Origin of the sequence: Pedobacter yulinensis (assembly GCF_003029735.1) — a bacterium.
GTDB lineage: Bacteria > Bacteroidota > Bacteroidia > Sphingobacteriales > Sphingobacteriaceae > Pedobacter > Pedobacter yulinensis.
In genome coordinates, this window is sequence record NZ_KZ686269.1 from 1,579,911 (window position 1) to 1,599,214 (window position 19,304).

Consider the following 19,304-nt stretch of genomic DNA (forward strand, 5'->3'; position numbering starts at 1 on the left):
CATGGACAATCCTGTACGTTCTGAAACACTGATTTACCTGTTCGCGCTTATCTTTATCACCACCCTGGTCGAAATGTATTTTAGCTATGTTCACGACCGTAAACTGTACTCGAGAAAAGATACGCTCACCAACCTTTACCTGATGGGCAGTGCGCTGGTCATCAACCTGGGCATGAAAACGGCCACCTTTTTCCTGCTGAACTTTGCTTACGGTTACCGCTTTGTTGAGATCGCGAACCCGGTGTTATACTGGGTATTACTGATTGTGCTCCAGGATTTTTTTTACTGGCTGCTTCACACCACCGGCCATTACGTAAGACTGTTCTGGGCCATGCACGTGACACACCATTCTTCAGAGCAATTTAACCTGACTATCGGGTTCCGTTCTACCGTATTTGAGCCGATCTACCGCGTATTCTTTTACCTGCCGCTTGCATTCTTCGGCTTTACCGCCATTGACATCCTGTTTGCTTACATGGTTACGCAGATGTATGGCAACCTGGTACATACCCAGACCATCGGCAAACTGCATCCGCTTATTGAATATATCTTTGTTACGCCTTCGCACCACCGGGTGCACCATGCCAGCAACATCAGGTACCTGGATAAAAACATGGGCATGATCTTTATTCTCTGGGACCGCCTGTTCGGCACATTCCAGGAAGAAATACCTGAAGAAAAGATCCATTACGGCCTGACGAAACAACCGGAGAATACGGGCCCTGTAAATATCATTTTTCACGAATTTGTCGAACTTGCCAAAGACGTGAAAGCCGCACCCACGCTTTCAGACAAGTTCAGGTACCTGCTGAGTCCGCCCGGCTGGAGCCATGACGGCAGTTCGCAGGTAGCAAAAGTTTTGCAAAAGCAACTGCAGGAGCAAGAAACCAAAAAATAATTTTTTTATTTACGTCTTGACAAATTAAATTTTGTTTGTACATTTGCCAGCACAGAAATAAACATGAGAAATTCTTATACATATTGGTTCGGTTACTTTTACTACTTCAGTAAGAGCCGGGACTAATATGTACTAATATCGACATAACAAGATAAAACGTATACGAAAGTCCCGGCCGCAAGCCGGGACTTTTTTTGTGTATCTAAAAACCGAAATGAAAAAACAAGCACGCGTAGCAATCCAGGGTATTAAAGCTTCCTTCCATGAAGAGGCTGCCTTCAAATTCTTTGGCAGGGACATTCAAACCATTGAATGCGACTCCTTTAAACGCACCTGTGAGCACCTGGAAAAAGGCGATGCCGATTTCGTGGTCATGGCCATAGAAAATTCAATTGCCGGCAGCCTGCTTCCCAATTACACACTAATCAGGGAATACAATTTCGCTGTCGTTGGTGAAGTGTACCTGCCCATTCAGCTGCACCTGCTTGCCCTTCCGGGCGTTAAGTTCGAAGACGTTAAAACCGTTACCTCCCACCCCATCGCCATCCGGCAGTGCGTTGATTTCTTTGATGAATTTCCGCACCTGAAGGTCGTCGAAAGCGTAGACACCGCCGCCTGCGCAAAACGCATCCGCGATGAACAACTGACAGATACCGTAGCCATTGCGAACATGCTGGCCGCAGAACTGTATGGCTTAAATGTACTTGAGCGCCGGATCGAGTCGAACAAAAAGAATTTTACCCGTTTCCTGATTCTGCAGAAAGAAAAGTCAGACCTGAACAAGGACATCAACAAGGCCTCGATCTGTTTCCAGGTTGGCAATACGGCCGGTGCGCTGGCCCGGGTACTGAACATCTTTGCCGAGAACGAGGTGAACCTGACCAAAATCCAGTCTATGCCGGTCCTGGGCAAAAGAAACGAATACTACTTCTATGTCGATATGGAATGGAAGAACCTGGAGAAGTATGAAAACGCCATCCGCCGGACGCTTAAATTCACCGTCAACTTCAACATCATGGGCGAATACCAGAAAAACGACAAAGTGTAAGAAATAAAAATTAAAGTCAAACATCACAATAAAAACCTTGCCTCCGGGCCTTACTAAAAATCACATGAAATTACAATTGAACATCCAACCGCTCAACACCTGGTTGAACACAAACAACGAACCGCTCCTGATTTCAGGACCCTGCAGTGCTGAAACTGAAGAACAGCTGCTTACCACAGCACACCTGCTCGCTTCAACCGGCAAAGTGTCAGTACTGCGTGCCGGTATCTGGAAACCACGCACCCGTCCGGGAGAATTTGAAGGAATCGGCAGTGTAGGCCTGGAATGGCTGAACCGCGCGAAACAGGAAACCGGTCTTCCAACCGCGGTTGAGGTAGCCAATGCCAAACACGTTGAAGAAGCACTTGCTGCAGGCGTCGACATATTGTGGATTGGGGCCCGCTCTACCGTTAACCCTTTCACTGTACAGGAAATTGCCGATGCACTCCAGGGAGTTGACGTACCGGTGCTGGTAAAAAACCCCGTGAACCCTGACCTGCAGCTTTGGATCGGTGCACTTGAGCGCATCAACAAAGCAGGCATTACCAAACTGGGTGCGATTCACCGCGGATTTTCATCGTTCGAAAAAAGCTCTTTCCGCAACGAACCCATGTGGGAAATGGCGATCCAGCTTAAAACACTTTGCCCGGAACTACCGATCATCAATGACCCGAGCCACATTTGCGGCAACCGTGAACTGATCCCTTATATTGCACAGAAGGCGCTTGACCTCGATATGCAGGGCCTTATGATCGAATCGCACGTTGACCCGTCAGTAGCCTGGACAGATGCCAAACAGCAGGTAACGCCAGCTGCATTATCTGAGCTGGTAGACAGGCTGACCGTTCGTGAACCCGAATCAAACAACGAGGTATTTGTTGACCAGCTGGCAGAATTGCGTAAGCAGATCGACAAGATCGACGACCTGATGCTCCAGAAACTCGGCGAGCGGATGTCTATTGTTCAAAAGATCGGCGAGTTTAAACGCGACAACCAGGTCACCATTCTGCAGGTAAACCGCTGGGAAGAGATCATTAAAAAAGGAACTGCTTTCGCCAAAGCACTGAAACTGGATACCGGATTCGTAGAGAAATTCCTGGAGTTGGTTCACAGCGAGTCGATCCGAAAACAAACCGAAATTATGAATGCCGGGAAAGCCGAGGCTGGAATTGCAGCCGAGTCTCACTCTGAAGTAAAGGCATAAACATGGGTAAAAATGTCCTGGTCTCCTTCAATGGAACCAAAAACATACAGGCAAGGATTGCACTCACTGGTTCAAAAAGTGAGTGCAACCGTGCCCTGGTTATCAGCGCCCTCAGCAATGGTGCTGTTAAGGTAGAGAACCAGTCAAATGCGGCTGATACCGTCACTCTGGGGGGCATACTGACCAGCCTCGCCGCTGGCGATAACACCGGCCGCAGGCTGGTAGATGTTGGACCGGCAGGCACAGCCATGCGTTTCTTAACAGCCTACCTGGCGGTGCTTCCTGGCAAATATCATCTTACTGGTACAGAACGCATGAAACAGCGCCCGATCGGCGTGCTGGTCGATGCACTGCGCAGCATTGGTGCAAACATCAACTATGCAGGCGAACCCGGTTTTCCGCCGCTTGATATTGACGGCGGCTTCGCGCAGACAGCAGCCAGGGTTGAAATTGCCGGCGATATCAGCAGCCAATACCTTTCTGCGCTGCTTATGGTTGCCCCGCAGTTGCCCCAGGGTCTTGAGCTGCAGATTAAAGGAGAACTGACCTCGCGGCCTTACGTCCAGATGACGCTGGACATGCTTGCAGAAGCGGGTATTCGGCATGAATGGAATGGAAACCGCATTGTGATCAGGCCGCAAACTTTCAGTGCAAGCAACCTGACTGTCGAACCGGACTGGAGCGCAGCCTCTTATTGGTACAGCATTGCTGCATTGGCTGCCGGCGCCGCGCTTGAACTGCCGGCACTGCGCGCACAAAGCCTGCAAGGCGACAGCCGCATCAGGCAAATCATGCAGGATTTTGGTGTTTCGACAACACAGATCGAGAAGGGCATTTCCCTGTCAAAGGGACCGCAAAATTTCCCTGCTACGGTGCTCGATCTGAAAGACTGCCCTGACCTGGCCCAGACCATCGTTGTGTGCGCCGCGGCAATGGGAAAGAACCTCTCGTTCACAGGCCTGGAAACGCTTAAAATCAAAGAAACCGACCGCATTGCCGCGCTTCAGAATGAACTGGCGCAGCTGGGTGTTACATTGACCGAAGACAATAAGGTCTATACGTTGAACTGTGATAATCTCCATTTCCCCGACCGCATTTTTATACGCACGTATGAGGACCACCGCATGGCCATGGCTTTTGCCCCGCTGGCCCTGCTGGTCAGAGAAGTGGAAATTGAAGAAGCTAATGTGGTTGCAAAATCATATCCTGATTTCTGGGCACACCTTGAGCAGGCCGGCTTTAACGTAACTTCTGTTTAGGCTACACAATCAATATATTTACAGCTATTCCGGCACCTTCAGGATGCCGGAATTTTTACAACAAGATATGGCAGGAAATACTTTCGGACAATTGTTCAGAATCAGCACCTTCGGTGAATCGCACGGAACGGCGATCGGTGTGGTGGTAGATGGCTGTCCGCCAAACATAGACATTGATCTTGCGTTCATCCAGTCAGAGCTGGACAAACGCAGGCCGGGACAGTCAAAAATAACCACACAACGCAAGGAGAGCGATACCGTACAGGTACTTTCAGGCGTGTTTGAAGGCAAAAGCACCGGCACTCCCATTGCCCTGCTCATTCCGAATGAGGACCAGCGGTCGAAAGACTATGGTCACAACATCGACATTTACCGGCCATCGCACGCGGATTATGTGTATGACGCCAAGTACGGCATTCGTGACCACCGCGGCGGCGGGCGGTCTTCTGCCCGCGAAACTGCAGCGCGGGTAGCCGCCGGAGCAGTTGCCAAACTCGTATTGAAAGAATTGGGAATTGGTATTTTTGCCCATGTTTCCTCAGTTGGCCGCATCTACGCACCGAATCTTTCAGATCTGGAACTTGATGAACTGTTACGCATTCGCGAGGAAAACATTGTTCGTTGCGCGGATCCGGCAACCGCCAATGAAATGGTCAGCCTGATCGATGCCGTTCGCAAAGACGGTGACACCATCGGCGGGCAGGTTTCCTGCCTGGTGCGAAACTGCCCTGCGGGACTCGGAGAGCCGGTCTTCGACAAACTGCATGCCGACCTCGGCAAGGCCATGCTGAGCATTAATGCGGTGCACGGATTTGCTTACGGTTCTGGATTTGCGGCAACTGAAATGCGCGGGTCTGAACACAATGACATTCCGCAGCCCGGAAACGGTTACCGTTCGGTTACGAACCATGCCGGCGGCATATTGGGCGGCATTTCAAATGGCATGGACATCAATTTCACCGTTGCTTTCAAACCGGTTGCCACCATTATGCACAACCAGCAGACCATCAATGCCAAAGGCGAAGCATCAGAGATCAAAGGCAAAGGACGGCACGACCCCTGCGTGGTACCGCGCGCTGTTGTCATTGTCGAAGCCATGGCCGCCCTTGTACTGGCCGATCACCTGCTGCGCCAGAAAGCCATCAGCAAATCCAGTTTCCCATCGCAATAGCCCCTGGTATGAAAAGGCTGCTTTCCTTCCTGCTGCTTCTTACCTGCCTCCAGGCAGGCGCGCAGAACTTTGCCGCACTGACCGAAGCACACCGCGATGCCTATAAGAAGGCATTCCTGACCGACGATCATGCGCCGTTAAAAGAGAAGGACCTGGAGTCGCTGCGTTTTTTCAGCCCCGACAGCACCTGCCGGGTTACGGCAAAAGTCACCCTGCTCGACAATGCGGTAGCTTTCAAGATGCCTACCTTTGATGGGCGCAGCAAGGATTTTATTCGTTATGCGGTGCTCCGTTTTGAACTGAAAGGACAGCTGCACGAGCTGACCGTTTACAGAAGTGTGGCCTTGATGACTAACCCGGTGTATAAAGATTACCTGTTCCTGCCTTTTACCGATCAAACCAATGGCGGGCAAACTTATGATGGCGGAAGGTATCTTGATTTATCGATGAAAAACATGTCGGGCAATGTGGTTGTGCTGGATTTCAACAAAGCGTACAACCCCTACTGTGCATACAGCGATGGTTACCAATGCCCCGTCCCCCCAGCCGAAAACGACCTGAAATTACCGTTGGAAGCTGGCGAACAGAGGTTTGCCGGGGACAAGAAACACCGGTAAAGACGATCGTAGCAGTGCCATCAGGAATCTGACTGCCTATCCGGCATTTCCTGGATCATAAATTGCCGGAAACTTCGCCGCATTGGCTTCATGCATCATGTTGTACACAGCTTCTACCACATCATCTACCGAAGGTTTGCTGAAATAGTCGCCATCTGAGCCATACGGCGGCCGGTGCGCTTTTGCGGTTAACGTTTTGGGCTGCCCGTCAAGGTGGTAATAACCGTCCTGTTCTTCGAGAATCTTTTGCAGGATATAGGCCGATGCGCCTCCCGGTACGTCTTCGTCTACAACAAGCAGTTTATTTGTTTTGCGCAATGAAGCCGCACACAGGTGGTCCGTGTCAAAAGGCAGCAAGGTTTGCGGGTCAATAATCTCCACAGAAATATCGAATAAAGCCAGCTCTTCAGCTGCCTCCTGCACAATGCGAAGCGTCGATCCGTAAGACACAATAGTCAGGTCAGTTCCCTGCTTCAGCACCTCGGCCTTCCCCAGCGGCACGGTAAATTCGCCCACATTTTCCGGAAGCCGCTCTTTCAGGCGGTAGCCGTTCAGGCATTCGATCACGATTGCCGGTTCATCGGCACGGAACAGGGTATTGTAAAGCCCTGCCGCCTGGACCATATTGCGTGGCACACACAAATGAAGGCCGCGCAGTGATCCCAGCATCATCTGGATCGGCGACCCGGAATGCCAGATGCCCTCGAGCCGGTGGCCGCGGGTACGAATAATGACCGGAGCCTTCTGCCCACCCTTGGTGCGGTAAGATAAGCTGGCCAGGTCATCGCTCAGAACGTTTAGCGCAAACAACAGGTAATCAAGGTACTGGATTTCGGCAATGGGACGTAAGCCACGCATAGCCAGGCCAATGCCCTGTCCCATGATGGTCATTTCCCGGATGCCGGTATCAGTAACCCGCAGTTCGCCGAATTTAGCCTGCAGCCCTGCAAAACCCTGGTTTACATCGCCAATGTTGCCCAGGTCTTCACCAAAGGCTACCAGTCGGGGGTCGCGCGTAAAGTTTGCGTCAAAACAGGCGTTCAGGATCTCCCGGCCGTCTAACATTTTTGGCACATCGCCATAAACCGGCAAAACCTCAGGAATAAGACCGGGCCTTTCATTGCCGTCTGTAAATAGCTTGGAGTTGTACCGTTCATGGTTTTCCAGTCCCTGTGCTTCATACCATTCCAGCAGCGTGCTGCGTTCTGCCAAGCTTTGACCTGCCGTTAACCGAAGTGCTTTACGCACGGCCGCAACCACGTCTTTTCGTGTCGCGTCGGGCATAGACGCAAGCTGTGCACCGACTTTGACGATGCCGGCCTGCCCGCGAGCCAGGTTGTGGATCATCAGCACAACCGCCTTGTGTTCTGTGCGAATATTATCCAGGAAGTCGTTCCAGGCTTCGCGCTGGCATTCACGCACATATTTCTTGGCTGTATTTTCCAGTTCTGTTAACTCCGGTTCATCGGCAATCGCCGACTCGATCATCCACTTACGCATCTGCACCAGGCAATCGTATTCGCGCTCCCAGTCAAGCCGTTCCTTGGTCTTGTACCGTTCATGTGAGCCTGAAGTGGAGTGTCCCTGAGGCTGAGTCACTTCTGTAACGTGGATCAACACCGGCACATGTTCGTCGCGGCAAATCTGGATTGCCTTTTCATAAGCCTCGCAAAGTGCAGGATAGTCCCATCCGCGCACGCGGAAAATTTCATACCCTGCATTTTTATCGTCGCGCTGAAACCCCTTGAGAATCTCAGAAATGTTTTCTTTGGTGGTCTGGTATTTAGCGGGGACCGATATGCCATAGGCATCGTCCCATATGGAAATGGCCATGGGTACCTGCAAAACGCCGGCCGCATTAAAAGCCTCGAAAAAGATCCCCTCAGAGGTCGATGCATTGCCGATCGTGCCAAAGGCCACCTCGTTCCCGTTCACTGAAAAGTTCTTCAGGTAAGAGAGCTCGGGATTCTGCCGGTACAGTTTAGATGCATAAGCCAGGCCGACCAGCCGCGCCATATGCCCGCCGGTTGTCGAAATATCGGCAGAAGAGTTTTTCATGTCGGTCAGGTCGTTCCAGCTGCCGTCAGGATTGATGGAGCGGGTGGCAAAATGACAGTTCATTTGCCTGCCGGCCGATGCAGGATCCTTTTCCACATCAGGATTTGCATAAAGCTGCGCAAAAAACTCCTTGATCGTCGAAATGCCGGATGCGAAAGCAAAAGTCTGGTCGCGGTAATAACCGGCCCGCCAGTCACCCTTCTTGAATGCCTTGGCCATTGCAATCTGAGGGACCTCCTTGCCATCACCGAAAATACCGAATTTGGCCTTTCCGGTCAGCACCTCCTTGCGCCCGATCAAGCTGGCTTGCCGGCTTTCAAACGCAATTTTGTAGTCCGCTATAACGATCTTTTTGAAATCGTCGAAGCTTAGTTCTGAGGCATCAATGGGGTTGGTCACAACTTTATTGGTTGGCATCATACGCTAACAGTTAGGGGACAAAGATAACAAATAATAAAATTGCCTCTTGCTTGGTCATGTAACAATATAAATTTGGAACGAGCTTTGAAATCTGGCGTAAAATACTAATTTTGCTATCCTGCACAGAATCAATATGGTTGCTGTATGCTGGCGGCCCGATCTTTGCAGTTGTTCACATAAAACACACAGATTCATGAAAAAGATCCTCCTTGCATTAACACTCATCCTTGGAATCGGTGTCGCTGCCCATGCACAAAGCAAGCCTGCCGAATTTAAGTTCGTTGAAGAGACCTTCGATTTTGGAAAAATCCCCGCCGGAAAACCGGTGACCCACGTATTTAAATTTACCAATATCGGTGATGAGCCGCTGATCATTAAAAACGCCGAAGCAACATGTGGTTGTACAAAACCAACATTCTCTGCTACTCCGGTAAAAAAAGGCGAAAGCGGTACCATTTCAGTGACCTATAATGCCGCCGGCGATCCGCAGCAATTTGCAAAGACTGTTACCGTTACTTCTAACGCTAAAACGCCGGTCAAGGTGCTTTACATTAAAGGTGAAACGGTTAGCGCCACCCGCTAAAACAGCCGAAATATAAAGAACACGGAAAGCCCGGCCAATATGGCCGGGTTTTCTTATTTTTGCGCATGCCAAAAATCTCAGAGAAAGGGCTCCAGATGCCCGCATCACCCATCCGGAAGTTGACCCCGTTTGCTGACCAGGCCAAGAGGCTGGGACGCAAAGTATATCACCTCAACATCGGCCAGCCCGATATCGAAACGCCAGAAAGCATGTTGAATGCCATTAAAAACATTGATTTTGATGTCTGGGCTTACACCCCATCTGAGGGAACGCTGGCCTATCGTGAAAAACTCACCGAATACTACAATAAGTTGGGATATGGCATTACCGCTGCCGACATCCTGGTAACGGTGGGCGGTTCTGAAGCCATTACCATTGCCATGCAAACCTGTGTGAATGAGGGCGATGAGATCATTATCCCAGAGCCTTTTTACGCCAACTATAATGGTTTCGCCTGCATGAGCAATGTGGTGGTAAAACCGATCCTGTCTTACATCGAGAACGGATTTGCCCTCCCGCCAATTGCTGAGTTTGAAAAGCTGATTACATCGAAGACTAAGGCAATCATTATCTGCAATCCGAACAACCCGACCGGTTATCTGTATTCGCGCGAAGAACTGGAGGCACTGAAGTCGCTTTGCCTTAAGTATGATCTTTTCCTGTTCTCTGACGAAGCCTACCGCGAGTTCTGCTACGATGGGCGGGAGTTCGTATCACCCATGCACCTGGACGGGCTGGACGAAAATGTTGTGATCATGGACACGGTTTCAAAACGTTACAGCGCCTGCGGTGCACGGCTGGGCTGCCTGATCACCAAAAACAAAACGGTTATCGCCGCCGGACTGAAATTTGCACAGGCGCGTCTGAGCCCTGGAATGGTTGAGCAGATTGCAGGTGCTGCAGCCGTCGATACGCCAGATAGTTATTTTGAAAAAGTAAATACCGAATATACATTGCGCAGGGACACGCTGGTAAACCGCCTGAACAGCATGGACGGCGTATTCTGCCCCAACCCCGGCGGCGCATTTTACGTGGTGGCCAGGCTGCCGATTGACAATGCAGACGCTTTTTGCCAATGGATGCTGGAAACCTTTGAATATGAGAACCAGACCGTCATGATGGCCCCCGCTACCGGCTTTTATTCGACCCCCGGGTCAGGAAGCAACGAAGTGCGTATGGCCTATGTACTGAATACCAGCGATTTGAATAAAGCCATGGATTGCCTGCAGGAAGCCTTAAAGGTGTATCCTGGCCGCCAGGCTTAGCAGCTATTAAACAAAGAGCGCCGGAAACGGCGCTTTTTTTCTTCCCGCGAAAATAGAAAATTCCGCTTCGGAGCTTGCCCGCAGCGTTCAGAGCCCAACGCCTAAAGTTTCTGCCCGGCCAGCCATTCTGCATATTGCGGCAATACGGTACCGCAATAGTAGGGCAGATTGAGCAGCAGATATGGCTTTTTATTCGGCGTTTGTGTACGCTCAAAAAGTAATGGACCTGCATATAGCCGTATCGCATAGGGATGGTCGGCAGCCTCGATAAATTGGTGAAGCGATTTGAGGCTCCCCGTGCTGCCCGATTTGATCTCAATCGGAATGACCAGGTCTTTATGCGCATAAAGCAGGTCGATCTTTGCGCTGGACTGAGATTTCTCCCTGACCCAGAAGTTTGGTTTGTAGGCTGCCATACTCTGCAGGGAAATTAACTCCTGTGTGACCAGGTATGGCATCACTGCACCTTTGTATGCTTTGTTCAGGTCATCCATGTCCAACATATCCAGCTGAATACCAGGTGAATAGTTGACCAGTCCGGTATCAAGAATCTGCAATCGGGGCGATTTCTTCAGGTCGGTCTTTAGCGGTGGCCGCAGGTCTGTAGTTGGATAAATCAACCGTATAATTCTGGCATCTTCCAGTGTGCGGAACGCCTCTCCGATTTCTCTTGACCGGTAGTTTGAATTTCCGAAACCTTGAAATTTTACGCGCTCGTCAAGGTAAAGCGGCGCAGTGTTCATCAGGTGTTTGATGATTTTTCGCTCTGTATCGTTCGAAGTGTATTTCTCTGCGTCGTTCTTGTAACTGGCCCAGATGCTTTCGTACACCCTCGCCAGGTCTGACAGATTTCGCCGGCCCAGATCAGTTTTCACCGCTTCGGGCATGCCACCTATAATGGCATACCGATGAAAAGCGTCCATTAGTAACTGATGTGCAACCGGCTTTAGGGGAACAGCCATCAGGTGTTTCCATAACGCTTCCATCTGTGCAGCCTGCAGGTACTCCTGGAAATTCAGCGGATGAAGGTATAAAAACTCGACCCTGCCACAGGAAAACCTTAACCTTTTGCAGGGCAAACTCAAGGAGCGATTCGGCACTTACCACATGCAGTTGTGGTAATTCTTCATAGAAATACCGCAGCAAGTGAATTGCTTTGGGGCTTTCCTGAATTTCGTCTACAAAGAGCAGCGTTTCGGCAATCGCGACAGAAGGGATGTTGTGCGCAAGAAAAAGCGCCTCGAAAATTGTTTGGACATTGTCGAAGTCGTCAAAAAAACGACGATCGCCGGGCTTTTCAAGGTTAAGTAAAATGGCATGCTTGTACCTCCTTGCGAAAGCTTTAATCAGGGTTGTCTTTCCTACCTGCCTAGCTCCCTGATGATGAGCGGCTTTCGATTTTGGCTTGATTTCCAGTTCTGCAACCGCAATTCTATATGGCGGGTAAAAGACATGTAATTAACCTTATATTTGTAAACCAAAGATAATCATTTGTAACAAAACAAGGGCAGTTCTGCCGCAATTATGTAACAGAACAAGGGCGGTTTGACTTTCATTTTGTAACAAAACAAAGGCAGTTTCGCACACTTATGCTTGATACGATTCCGAAAGCCTGGTAGGGATGGCTATCTTTTAATAATGTATAGGCAAACATCGCCGGCAAAACGGCTACATAGGCATGAGTTATAGGAGGGTTATGATGAATTTTGACTCTATCCAAAGGAAATGCGTTGCTTGAATTGTGGTCCTGGAAAAAGAGGGCTCAGATTCTTGAGTGAAATTCATCTTGTGATAAAAAATGTACATTAACAATCAGGATCTCATTGCGCTATTGATATCGCCTGTCCGGTTCGGTCTGTAACGTCATAAAATAGGGCAAATGCTGATCGAAAAGACAATAGAAAAAAACTAAGTCCAGGAATCTTTTATGTTTTTACTCAGATCTAATCCCACTGTAAATAGAAATTTTCGCTCCACTATTTGGTACTTTAACGTTAGTCATACCTCTGGCAGCCATTATTTTGCTTCTTTGTACTATGCTTCAATGTTGCTGCTATTAAAAATCAGATTGCCAGGAAGCCGTCTCTGGCCAAGCTGGACGAATACAAGAAACATAAATTTTGGGGCGATCGAGATAAGGCGTACGAATCTCTAAAAGAAGCGTTTTACCTCGAAGTTTTCGAGATCAAATCAAAGAACATATCGGCCGATGATCGCTCGGAACATGACAAGAGGCTAAAAGAAAAATATGAGCTTGGGTTCCAGTAAGTGGGGTTGCCTCCCGTTTGGGATGACAAGTAATTGAATCTACAACATGCCGTCCGCAATCTGTCAATAGTACAACATGCTCTTTTTATCTACGCGAATAACTGTCAATTGTCGAAGTTTGATCTCCTCAAGTAAACCCCGAAATATCACATCACACTCCCTAATGTAAAATCATATACCATACGAAAAGTCAACCCGGTCAAGATACCGTTCTATGGAGATATATGGATATTACAAAGCTACTGTTCATACTTGATTAAAAAATTCTACCGGACGCCTTCCGTTGATTGCGTTTTGCATCTTGAAGGACGAACTGAACAAAAGCCGTCATACTCATTATATGTTGGTGCAAACCGGTGCAAACATTTTTTAGATCGGTACCTCATTTGGTGCAAACATTTTTGAATACACTGTTATATCCGGTTATATGTAAAATAACAAAAAAGCAGCAAATGAAAAAAGCAGACGCGGTTTTTATATAACCTGATACGTCTGCTTTTCGTAATTGTGGACCCGAAGGGAGTCGAACCCTTGTCCGGTTGTGAGATAAAACAAGCTTTCTACATGCTTATTTTCCGTTTGGTTGTCGGGAAGGGGCAGACCGGAAAAGCGCCTTAACCTTCTTCCTTAGGTGTTTGTTCTTACCCCTGCATCACACCCTGCAGCGGCCAGCGACATTTGTTCGATGCTCCTGATGCTAACCCAATCTCGCGAGGGCCAGCGGAACAAAAGCTTGCGTAATTCTAAATTAGGCAGCTAAGGCGTAGTTATTTTCGCCAATTATTGTTTGAACGTTCAGATTTAAGTGCTCTCCGTACAACGCACTGCATGCTTACTTATCCTTCGCCACCCCGTCAAATCCAGGAACGGGCCCATGAACATTCAAATATACCAAAAAAAAGGCAGTTCAGAAAATGTCGTGATTCACCTGCCTTCAAAGCACTGGCATGAACAAACTCGTGTTGTCTGGCCAAGCTGGCATGCGCAGTTTACTGGAACCAAAGTATTTTACGTCCTGTTTGACAAGACAACTCACGCCAGCACATAAAGCACCGGCATGGGCGCCACGTTGTTGGCGTAAAAGTTCTCGAGTACGAAACTGCGAAACGTTTTCTTGAATAGAAGGTCAGGAAGGATGTCGCGAATTCGCTCCCATCTACAGTGGTTAATCAGCCTGTATTCCCGATTTGTGCCCAAAGGCAATAGCACCGTCGAGTTGTCCAGTCCGGTTTCTTTCTGGAACCAACCGGCCGTATACGCCCATACATCAATATTTTGCGCACGGTCGTCGGCAAAAAAATAATTGAATAAAAACACTCCTGGCCTGTTGTGCGCTACCGGCCCGATGCGCCTCACATTTGTGGCGGCAGTATGGTAAAACTTTGACCCAGCGCCTTTGATCTGGTTGGCGATGTCTTTATAGCTGCTGCTGTTGGTGATTTTGTCAAGCACAGAGCCGGTTTCTGTTTCGATCAGGAGAACGAGGTCGTAGCGCGCGCTTGGCAAGCCGCGTTCCCGGAGTAACTTACCACGGCCTGGCGGAATAACCCTAGCCTTGAAAACCACTGCGCTGGCAACGCCAGGCTCAGTCACCAGCTGGTTGCACCATTCCTTTGCGGCACTGATCAGCTTTTTTTTCTTCGGGCTGCTGCTTAGAAAGACCGGAAAAAACGCATGGTCCACTTCTGCCGCAAGCAAAAGGTAATGGTGGTCTGTCGGGTCAATCAATGATACCGTTGCACGATGCAGGTGTGCATTAACGATGTTCAGGTTTGTTTCCATAGCTATCCTTTTCCGTAAAGCTAGGATAGCCGGGCGATGCGTCTTTTTACATATGATAAAAAATCACCGTTTCCCGCGGATTCTGCTCAGTGATACCTGCGTAATGCCCAGGTAAGCGGCCAGGTCGCCCAGACTGATGCGCTGCATTAATGCGGCATGGGCACGGATGAAACTGTCATACCTGGCTGCTGCCTCCTCTTCCAGCATCTCACTCACGCGACCCATCATGTTGAATGCTGCCATGGAAATAAACTTCCGGAAGGCCGTTTCAATACAATGATGTTGCACGCAAAGTTGCTCCATCCTGGACCGGCTTATAGAGTGTACGGTGGCGGGTTCAAGTGCCATGATCGAATAGGTGGAACTGGTTTCACTGATGTAACTGTCCAGCCCCGTAAAAATCGACTCTTCAGAAAAAAACCGCATCACGAACTCTTTGTCGCCGTTGTCAAAGTAGAGCTTAACCAGACCCTGCTGAAGGAAGTACAAATGCCTACAAATTCTTCCGGCCTCACTGATCACTTCACCTTTTGCAAATTGCCTGCTCATGCTGCTCTTTCCCAGATCTTCAATAGCCTGTGCGTTTAGCGGCGAAAAGGCATGAAGCGCCGCAGCGAGGTTATTCATGGTTGTTGACGTTGAGAGTATCGTACAATATCCGGAACACCCAGACGGCTGTCCCGGTACAAGCGGTTTCTTTATTCCGGGAGCCAAAAGAACAGTGTGGTGGCAAAGGTCGGCACATCAGCGCATTCAATGGATCACCTCTTTTTCACCTATGCCTTCCTCGCTGAGGCGCTGCAGCAGCTCCTCGCGGGTGGTCAGTTCTTTCGTTTCGGCCGTATGCTGAACGGCCCGGAAGATCAGGTCCTTTTTTTCACTATAACCGGTAGGCAGAACCGGAATGCTGGCCATCGGTGTATGCATGAGTTCGTGGTCGATACTCGGAACGTCTAACCCGAGCTTTTTTCTCACCTTGATCAGGTTAACCAGCTCCATCGGCACAAGACCGCACTCCAGAAACTCTTCATATTCGCGTTTGTCTGCTTTGGTGAGGCTCAATCCCTTCAAGTGATATTCACACAGGTCTGACCAATAATCCTGGCCAAGTTCAGATAAATCGTCCCAATGGTCGGCAATAGGCTGGTAAATGCCCAGGCCGGCACCATACCCGTAAATCTCTTCGCTTGTTCCCTCCTTGCCAAGCCATTTGTCGGCAAGGAAACAAGCCAGGATCACGCTGGGATAAACGGGCTGGGACCTAAACTCGGCATCAGACCGATAGTCTGCCGAGCCGGCCAGGCTCGTTAAGCGCGCCATGGTTTGCTGCAACAAGTCGTCCCGCTCCACATACAGCGTATATTCAAGTATATCTTTGAAGTCATCAAGAAATTCAGGCCGCACTCTTCCGTAGAAGAAAAAAACCGCCGCCCGTTCAAAATACAGCCAGGCTGCGGGATCTTCCTGAAACAGCAGGTTTTTCGCAGGAACTTCTGCACTTTCGGGCAAACCGTCTAACTGGTTGTAAAACCGTGCAAAATCGTACTTGTTCTTTTTATAATCTTTATGCGAGCGCGCGTATCCGCGGAAAAACTCTTCCTGCGCCTCTACCGGATCAACCGGTTCACCGTACCCGTACAATTTAATCGCCTTGTTGATCAGGGCATTTTTATATTTCATACTTATTTACAAATTAAGCGGATTGATCGCTTGTCAATATTGATCTGCAAAAGTTTATTTTTCAGTTTTGCGTTGGCCTGTGCATTGCTCAGCGTACGCATCAGGTCAGTTTGGTACTGCGGCTTGTTGCCCCACCGCCCGTTCCGGTTTGCAGATATCTTCCGAATGTTCCTGTTTGTCCAGTTGCTCATGTTGCTTTTGCTGCGCCAGTGCGATTGGCTTGTCTTTACCTCGATTACATGAATATCGCCATTTGCGGTTTTTGTAATCAGGTCGAAGCCGTGGCCGGAAGCATTCTGGACAGAGCCTAGTATCTGATGGCCTTGCTGACGCAGGTATTTCGCCGCAACTTTCTCTCCCCAGGCACCAAGTTCCCCCGCCAGACCAAAAACGTCGGTCCAGCTGTTTGGGTCTGCAACATAACTGTACAAAGACAGACCGCCATAAAGGCCGATCGGATCCTTGCTGATGTAATCGCCGCGCTGCGGATCGTAATACCGGAACCGGTTGTACGCCAGTCCGGTTTCCTCGTCCAGATACTGTCCTTGAAACAGGAAGGGGATCAGGCTTGCCTGACCCGCCATTTTCCGCACCTTTCCATAAATATCCAGTTCCCGAGACCAGACCAGTTGACCGTGCCCGTCATAGGCCTCAACCGGAGTAGCGAGGTGGTCGCTGATGATGCTCAGGCTTCCGGCATCGCCGAGGCGAGCCACAGGCGTAAAGTTTGACTGGTCATAAATCCAGGTAACCAGGCCTGTTAAGGGCTCCGGCGCAGACGTTGTGACTTCTCCCTGCGGCGACACGGCCACAGAGGGCCGCTGCTCCAGGCTGTAGGCCCACTCATGAAACAGCAGGCTGCCATCCCACAGGTATCGTGTAATCTGGCCGCCGCTTATTTTGGCGGTACGCCGGCCCATGGCATCGTACTCGAATTCGGTTGTAGCGCCCTCCGGATTTCGCACCGCTTTCAGCAAGCCCGTATGTTGCCATTCATATGCCCAGTCGCCCGGCTGCCAGATCGGTTCGCCCGGAGCGGCATCAGGTAAAGGCTGCACATCGGCATCGGTCGCATTCCCTGGCAGGGCGGTTTTCCAGGTCAGGGCGCTATCAAACAGGCCGGTATCTGCAGGCACTTTCTCCGGCCCCGCAGGCAGCGCGTTGATGTTCCTTTTGCTTTTAAGTACCAGGTTACCAAGCGCATCGTAGCGATAATACCACTTATCGTCTTTAAGCAGCTGCCCGCCCGCATCGTATCGCCGGTCGTTCCTTGAAACCGTCCTGAACAGGTTGCCGGTTTCATCAGGGTTCCGGTATTCAGTCTGCAGGTCTTGCGGGTACGTCGCCGACGAAAGGCTGCCAAATGCGGTATACCTGAACGTGACACGTCCGCCGGTTATGTTGTTCAGCACTTCATTCAACCGGTCGTCAGGCCCCCAGGCATATTGCCGGTACGTATTGATTGTATTTTCCCGTGCTACCTTCTGCAATACGGGCCGCCCCGAGCGGTCATAATCAAACTGCTGCCGCAGATTGCCGGGCAGCAGGCGCTCAGTTTCCTGGTCTGAAGCATTGTACCTGAAGGCGGCACGCCAGGATTTTGTGCCTGCGGTTGCGTCGATATCGAGTGATGCCCCGTCGGGACTGCTCCGGTAGGTGACATTCGCGCCAAGTGAAGTTTGCACCTGGCTCAGGTTCCCCAGCACATCATAGCTATACTTGATTTTGTGGCCGTTCTGGTCTTCTTCTTTTACACGGCCGAGCGCATCACGCGCAATCCGCACCGTGGTGTGGGTATTCTCTGCCTCGATAAGCAACCCATTTTTGTCATAGGTAAGTGCTTCGTAACTGCCATCGGGGTAGCGGCTGTAGACCATCCGGCCCGCCAGATCATAATAATGCCGCACCTCAGTCCCGTCAGGACGTATTGTACGCTCCACTTCTCCGTCTTTGTTGCGCTCGTATCGCTGCGTTGCGCCGTCGAAACCCGTTTCTGCTATAATTTCATCAGTTGCGTCGCGAACAAAGCGGTACACTTCGTCTTTTTCATTGTGAATGGCCTGCAGTGCGTCCCAGTCGTCATACCTGAAGCGGAGGGTCTGGACTTCCTCAGGACCATCCAGGCGCTTACGGCTTTGCATGAGCAAACTACCCATCGCCGTATACTTCATTGTCCACGCTTCCCGGCCATCTGATGCGGCAACCGGTAAATCGTACGCGTCGTACGCGAAGCTGAGCGGAGCTTTATCTGTTTCCCGAACGGCAGTCGTCCGCCCGAGGTCATCATAATCCCATTCGCTTACGGAGCCGTTTTCAGCAATAAATCTGATCAATCGTCCGTAGGTGTCATATGCCCATGACCGCAGCAGGCCGGCCGAGCTCTTTGCCTCAACAAGCTGATGCTGTTCGTTATAAGTCCAGGTAATCTCCAGGCCGTTCTGGTTTCTTGAACCCGCGGGATACGGCTTATCACCGCTATAGAAGTAAGCCCAGGAAGAACCGTCTTTGTCCTGGTGTAAGACAAGCCGTCCTGATTCATCATACGACCAGCGTTCAGATAAGCCGTTGCCATCGGTCCGGCTCAGCATGCGCCCGTAAGCGTCATAGGACGCCTGGTGTTCCGTTCCGTCAGAAAGATACCACGTTACAGGATTACCCATTTCATCATACGCCTGGCCAGTTATCTTACCCTCTGGGCTCGACATCATTGTCTGCTCGTTATAGCGGTTGTATTCATACCAGGTTTCTCCGCCCAGCGCATCCACTTTTTTGTACACCAGCTGGTCTTGATCATACCAGTACTGTTCGATCTTGTCTTTGTGGTAGATCACCTCGTTGTAACCCTCATCCGGGTGATACCTGATCTCCCCCCGCATGTAACCGCCTTCTCCTTCTGTATGCGTGACCCGGCCCTGTTTGTCGTAACGCCAGATGTACTGCATCCCGTTGCGGTTGCGACGCCCGGTTACCCGGTTCTGTTCGTCATAACCAAAACGGATGCTCTTGCCCGCCCGGTCATATACATGCGTCAGGTTCCCCTGATCATCATAC

The 19,304-nt window shown here is 50.2% G+C and carries 15 protein-coding genes and 1 other RNA gene; 8 read left to right on the forward strand and 8 right to left on the reverse strand.

Annotation, left to right across the window (positions count from 1 at the left end; all coding sequences use genetic code 11):
* The first annotated feature begins 1 nt into the window (after position 1).
* From C7T94_RS14450 to C7T94_RS14475, 6 genes are all read left to right on the forward strand, one after another.
* Positions 2 to 898, forward strand: coding sequence for a sterol desaturase family protein (locus C7T94_RS14450; RefSeq protein ID WP_107215978.1), 897 nt, complete (start codon positions 2 to 4; stop codon positions 896 to 898).
* A 214-nt stretch (positions 899 to 1,112) separates the two neighbouring features.
* Positions 1,113 to 1,946 (forward strand): prephenate dehydratase, encoded by an 834-nt coding sequence (locus tag C7T94_RS14455; protein ID WP_107215979.1) that lies wholly within the window; start codon positions 1,113 to 1,115, stop codon positions 1,944 to 1,946.
* A 64-nt stretch (positions 1,947 to 2,010) separates the two neighbouring features.
* Positions 2,011 to 3,150: a chorismate mutase gene (locus tag C7T94_RS14460; protein ID WP_107215980.1), complete on the forward strand. Its 1,140-nt coding sequence runs from the start codon at positions 2,011 to 2,013 to the stop codon at positions 3,148 to 3,150.
* Between the two features lie 2 nt (positions 3,151 to 3,152).
* The gene (gene aroA, locus C7T94_RS14465) at positions 3,153 to 4,409 is read left to right on the forward strand and encodes a 3-phosphoshikimate 1-carboxyvinyltransferase (RefSeq protein ID WP_107215981.1); all 1,257 of its coding nucleotides are present in this window, start codon (positions 3,153 to 3,155) and stop codon (positions 4,407 to 4,409) included.
* Between the two features lie 67 nt (positions 4,410 to 4,476).
* Positions 4,477 to 5,580 carry a chorismate synthase gene (aroC, locus tag C7T94_RS14470; protein ID WP_107215982.1) on the forward strand — a complete coding sequence of 368 codons (1,104 nt, stop codon included), beginning with the start codon at positions 4,477 to 4,479 and terminating at the stop codon, positions 5,578 to 5,580.
* Between the two features lie 8 nt (positions 5,581 to 5,588).
* Positions 5,589 to 6,197 (forward strand): DUF1684 domain-containing protein, encoded by a 609-nt coding sequence (locus tag C7T94_RS14475; RefSeq protein ID WP_107215983.1) that lies wholly within the window; start codon positions 5,589 to 5,591, stop codon positions 6,195 to 6,197.
* A gap of 36 nt (positions 6,198 to 6,233) precedes the next feature.
* Here the strand turns inward: C7T94_RS14475 and C7T94_RS14480 are convergent, their stop codons facing one another.
* Complete coding sequence (locus tag C7T94_RS14480; protein WP_107215984.1) at positions 6,234 to 8,675, reverse strand: alpha-ketoacid dehydrogenase subunit alpha/beta; 2,442 nt, start codon at positions 8,673 to 8,675, stop codon at positions 6,234 to 6,236.
* A gap of 193 nt (positions 8,676 to 8,868) precedes the next feature.
* On the opposite strand from C7T94_RS14480, the gene C7T94_RS14485 reads away from it, so the two are divergent.
* Both C7T94_RS14485 and C7T94_RS14490 read left to right on the forward strand, forming a co-directional pair.
* Positions 8,869 to 9,258 carry a DUF1573 domain-containing protein gene (locus tag C7T94_RS14485; protein WP_107215985.1) on the forward strand — a complete coding sequence of 130 codons (390 nt, stop codon included), beginning with the start codon at positions 8,869 to 8,871 and terminating at the stop codon, positions 9,256 to 9,258.
* Between the two features lie 65 nt (positions 9,259 to 9,323).
* Positions 9,324 to 10,523 (forward strand): pyridoxal phosphate-dependent aminotransferase, encoded by a 1,200-nt coding sequence (locus C7T94_RS14490; RefSeq protein ID WP_107215986.1) that lies wholly within the window; start codon positions 9,324 to 9,326, stop codon positions 10,521 to 10,523.
* A gap of 101 nt (positions 10,524 to 10,624) precedes the next feature.
* Here the strand turns inward: C7T94_RS14490 and C7T94_RS19550 are convergent, their stop codons facing one another.
* The 7 genes from C7T94_RS19550 to C7T94_RS14520 all read right to left on the reverse strand — a co-directional run.
* Positions 10,625 to 11,446 (reverse strand): DUF4143 domain-containing protein, encoded by an 822-nt coding sequence (locus tag C7T94_RS19550; RefSeq protein ID WP_204353287.1) that lies wholly within the window; start codon positions 11,444 to 11,446, stop codon positions 10,625 to 10,627.
* Entirely contained in the window at positions 11,388 to 11,954 is a 567-nt protein-coding gene (locus tag C7T94_RS19760; protein ID WP_394341005.1) for an AAA family ATPase, read from the reverse strand. Before C7T94_RS19760 ends, C7T94_RS19550 begins: the two co-directional genes overlap by 59 nt.
* Before the next feature lie 1,342 nt (positions 11,955 to 13,296).
* Positions 13,297 to 13,665: a transfer-messenger RNA gene (gene ssrA, locus C7T94_RS14500) on the reverse strand.
* Positions 13,666 to 13,823: 158 nt separating this feature from the next.
* On the reverse strand, positions 13,824 to 14,573 hold the full coding sequence (locus C7T94_RS14505) for a hypothetical protein (RefSeq protein WP_107215987.1): 750 nt from the start codon (positions 14,571 to 14,573) through the stop codon (positions 13,824 to 13,826).
* A 63-nt stretch (positions 14,574 to 14,636) separates the two neighbouring features.
* Positions 14,637 to 15,200, reverse strand: a complete 564-nt coding sequence (locus C7T94_RS14510; protein WP_107215988.1) for a Crp/Fnr family transcriptional regulator — start codon at positions 15,198 to 15,200, stop codon at positions 14,637 to 14,639.
* A gap of 126 nt (positions 15,201 to 15,326) precedes the next feature.
* Entirely contained in the window at positions 15,327 to 16,253 is a 927-nt protein-coding gene (locus C7T94_RS14515; protein WP_107215989.1) for a hypothetical protein, read from the reverse strand.
* A gap of 2 nt (positions 16,254 to 16,255) precedes the next feature.
* On the reverse strand, positions 16,256 to 19,304 hold a 3,049-nt coding region (locus C7T94_RS14520), incomplete at its 5' end, for a YraN family protein (RefSeq protein WP_204353288.1).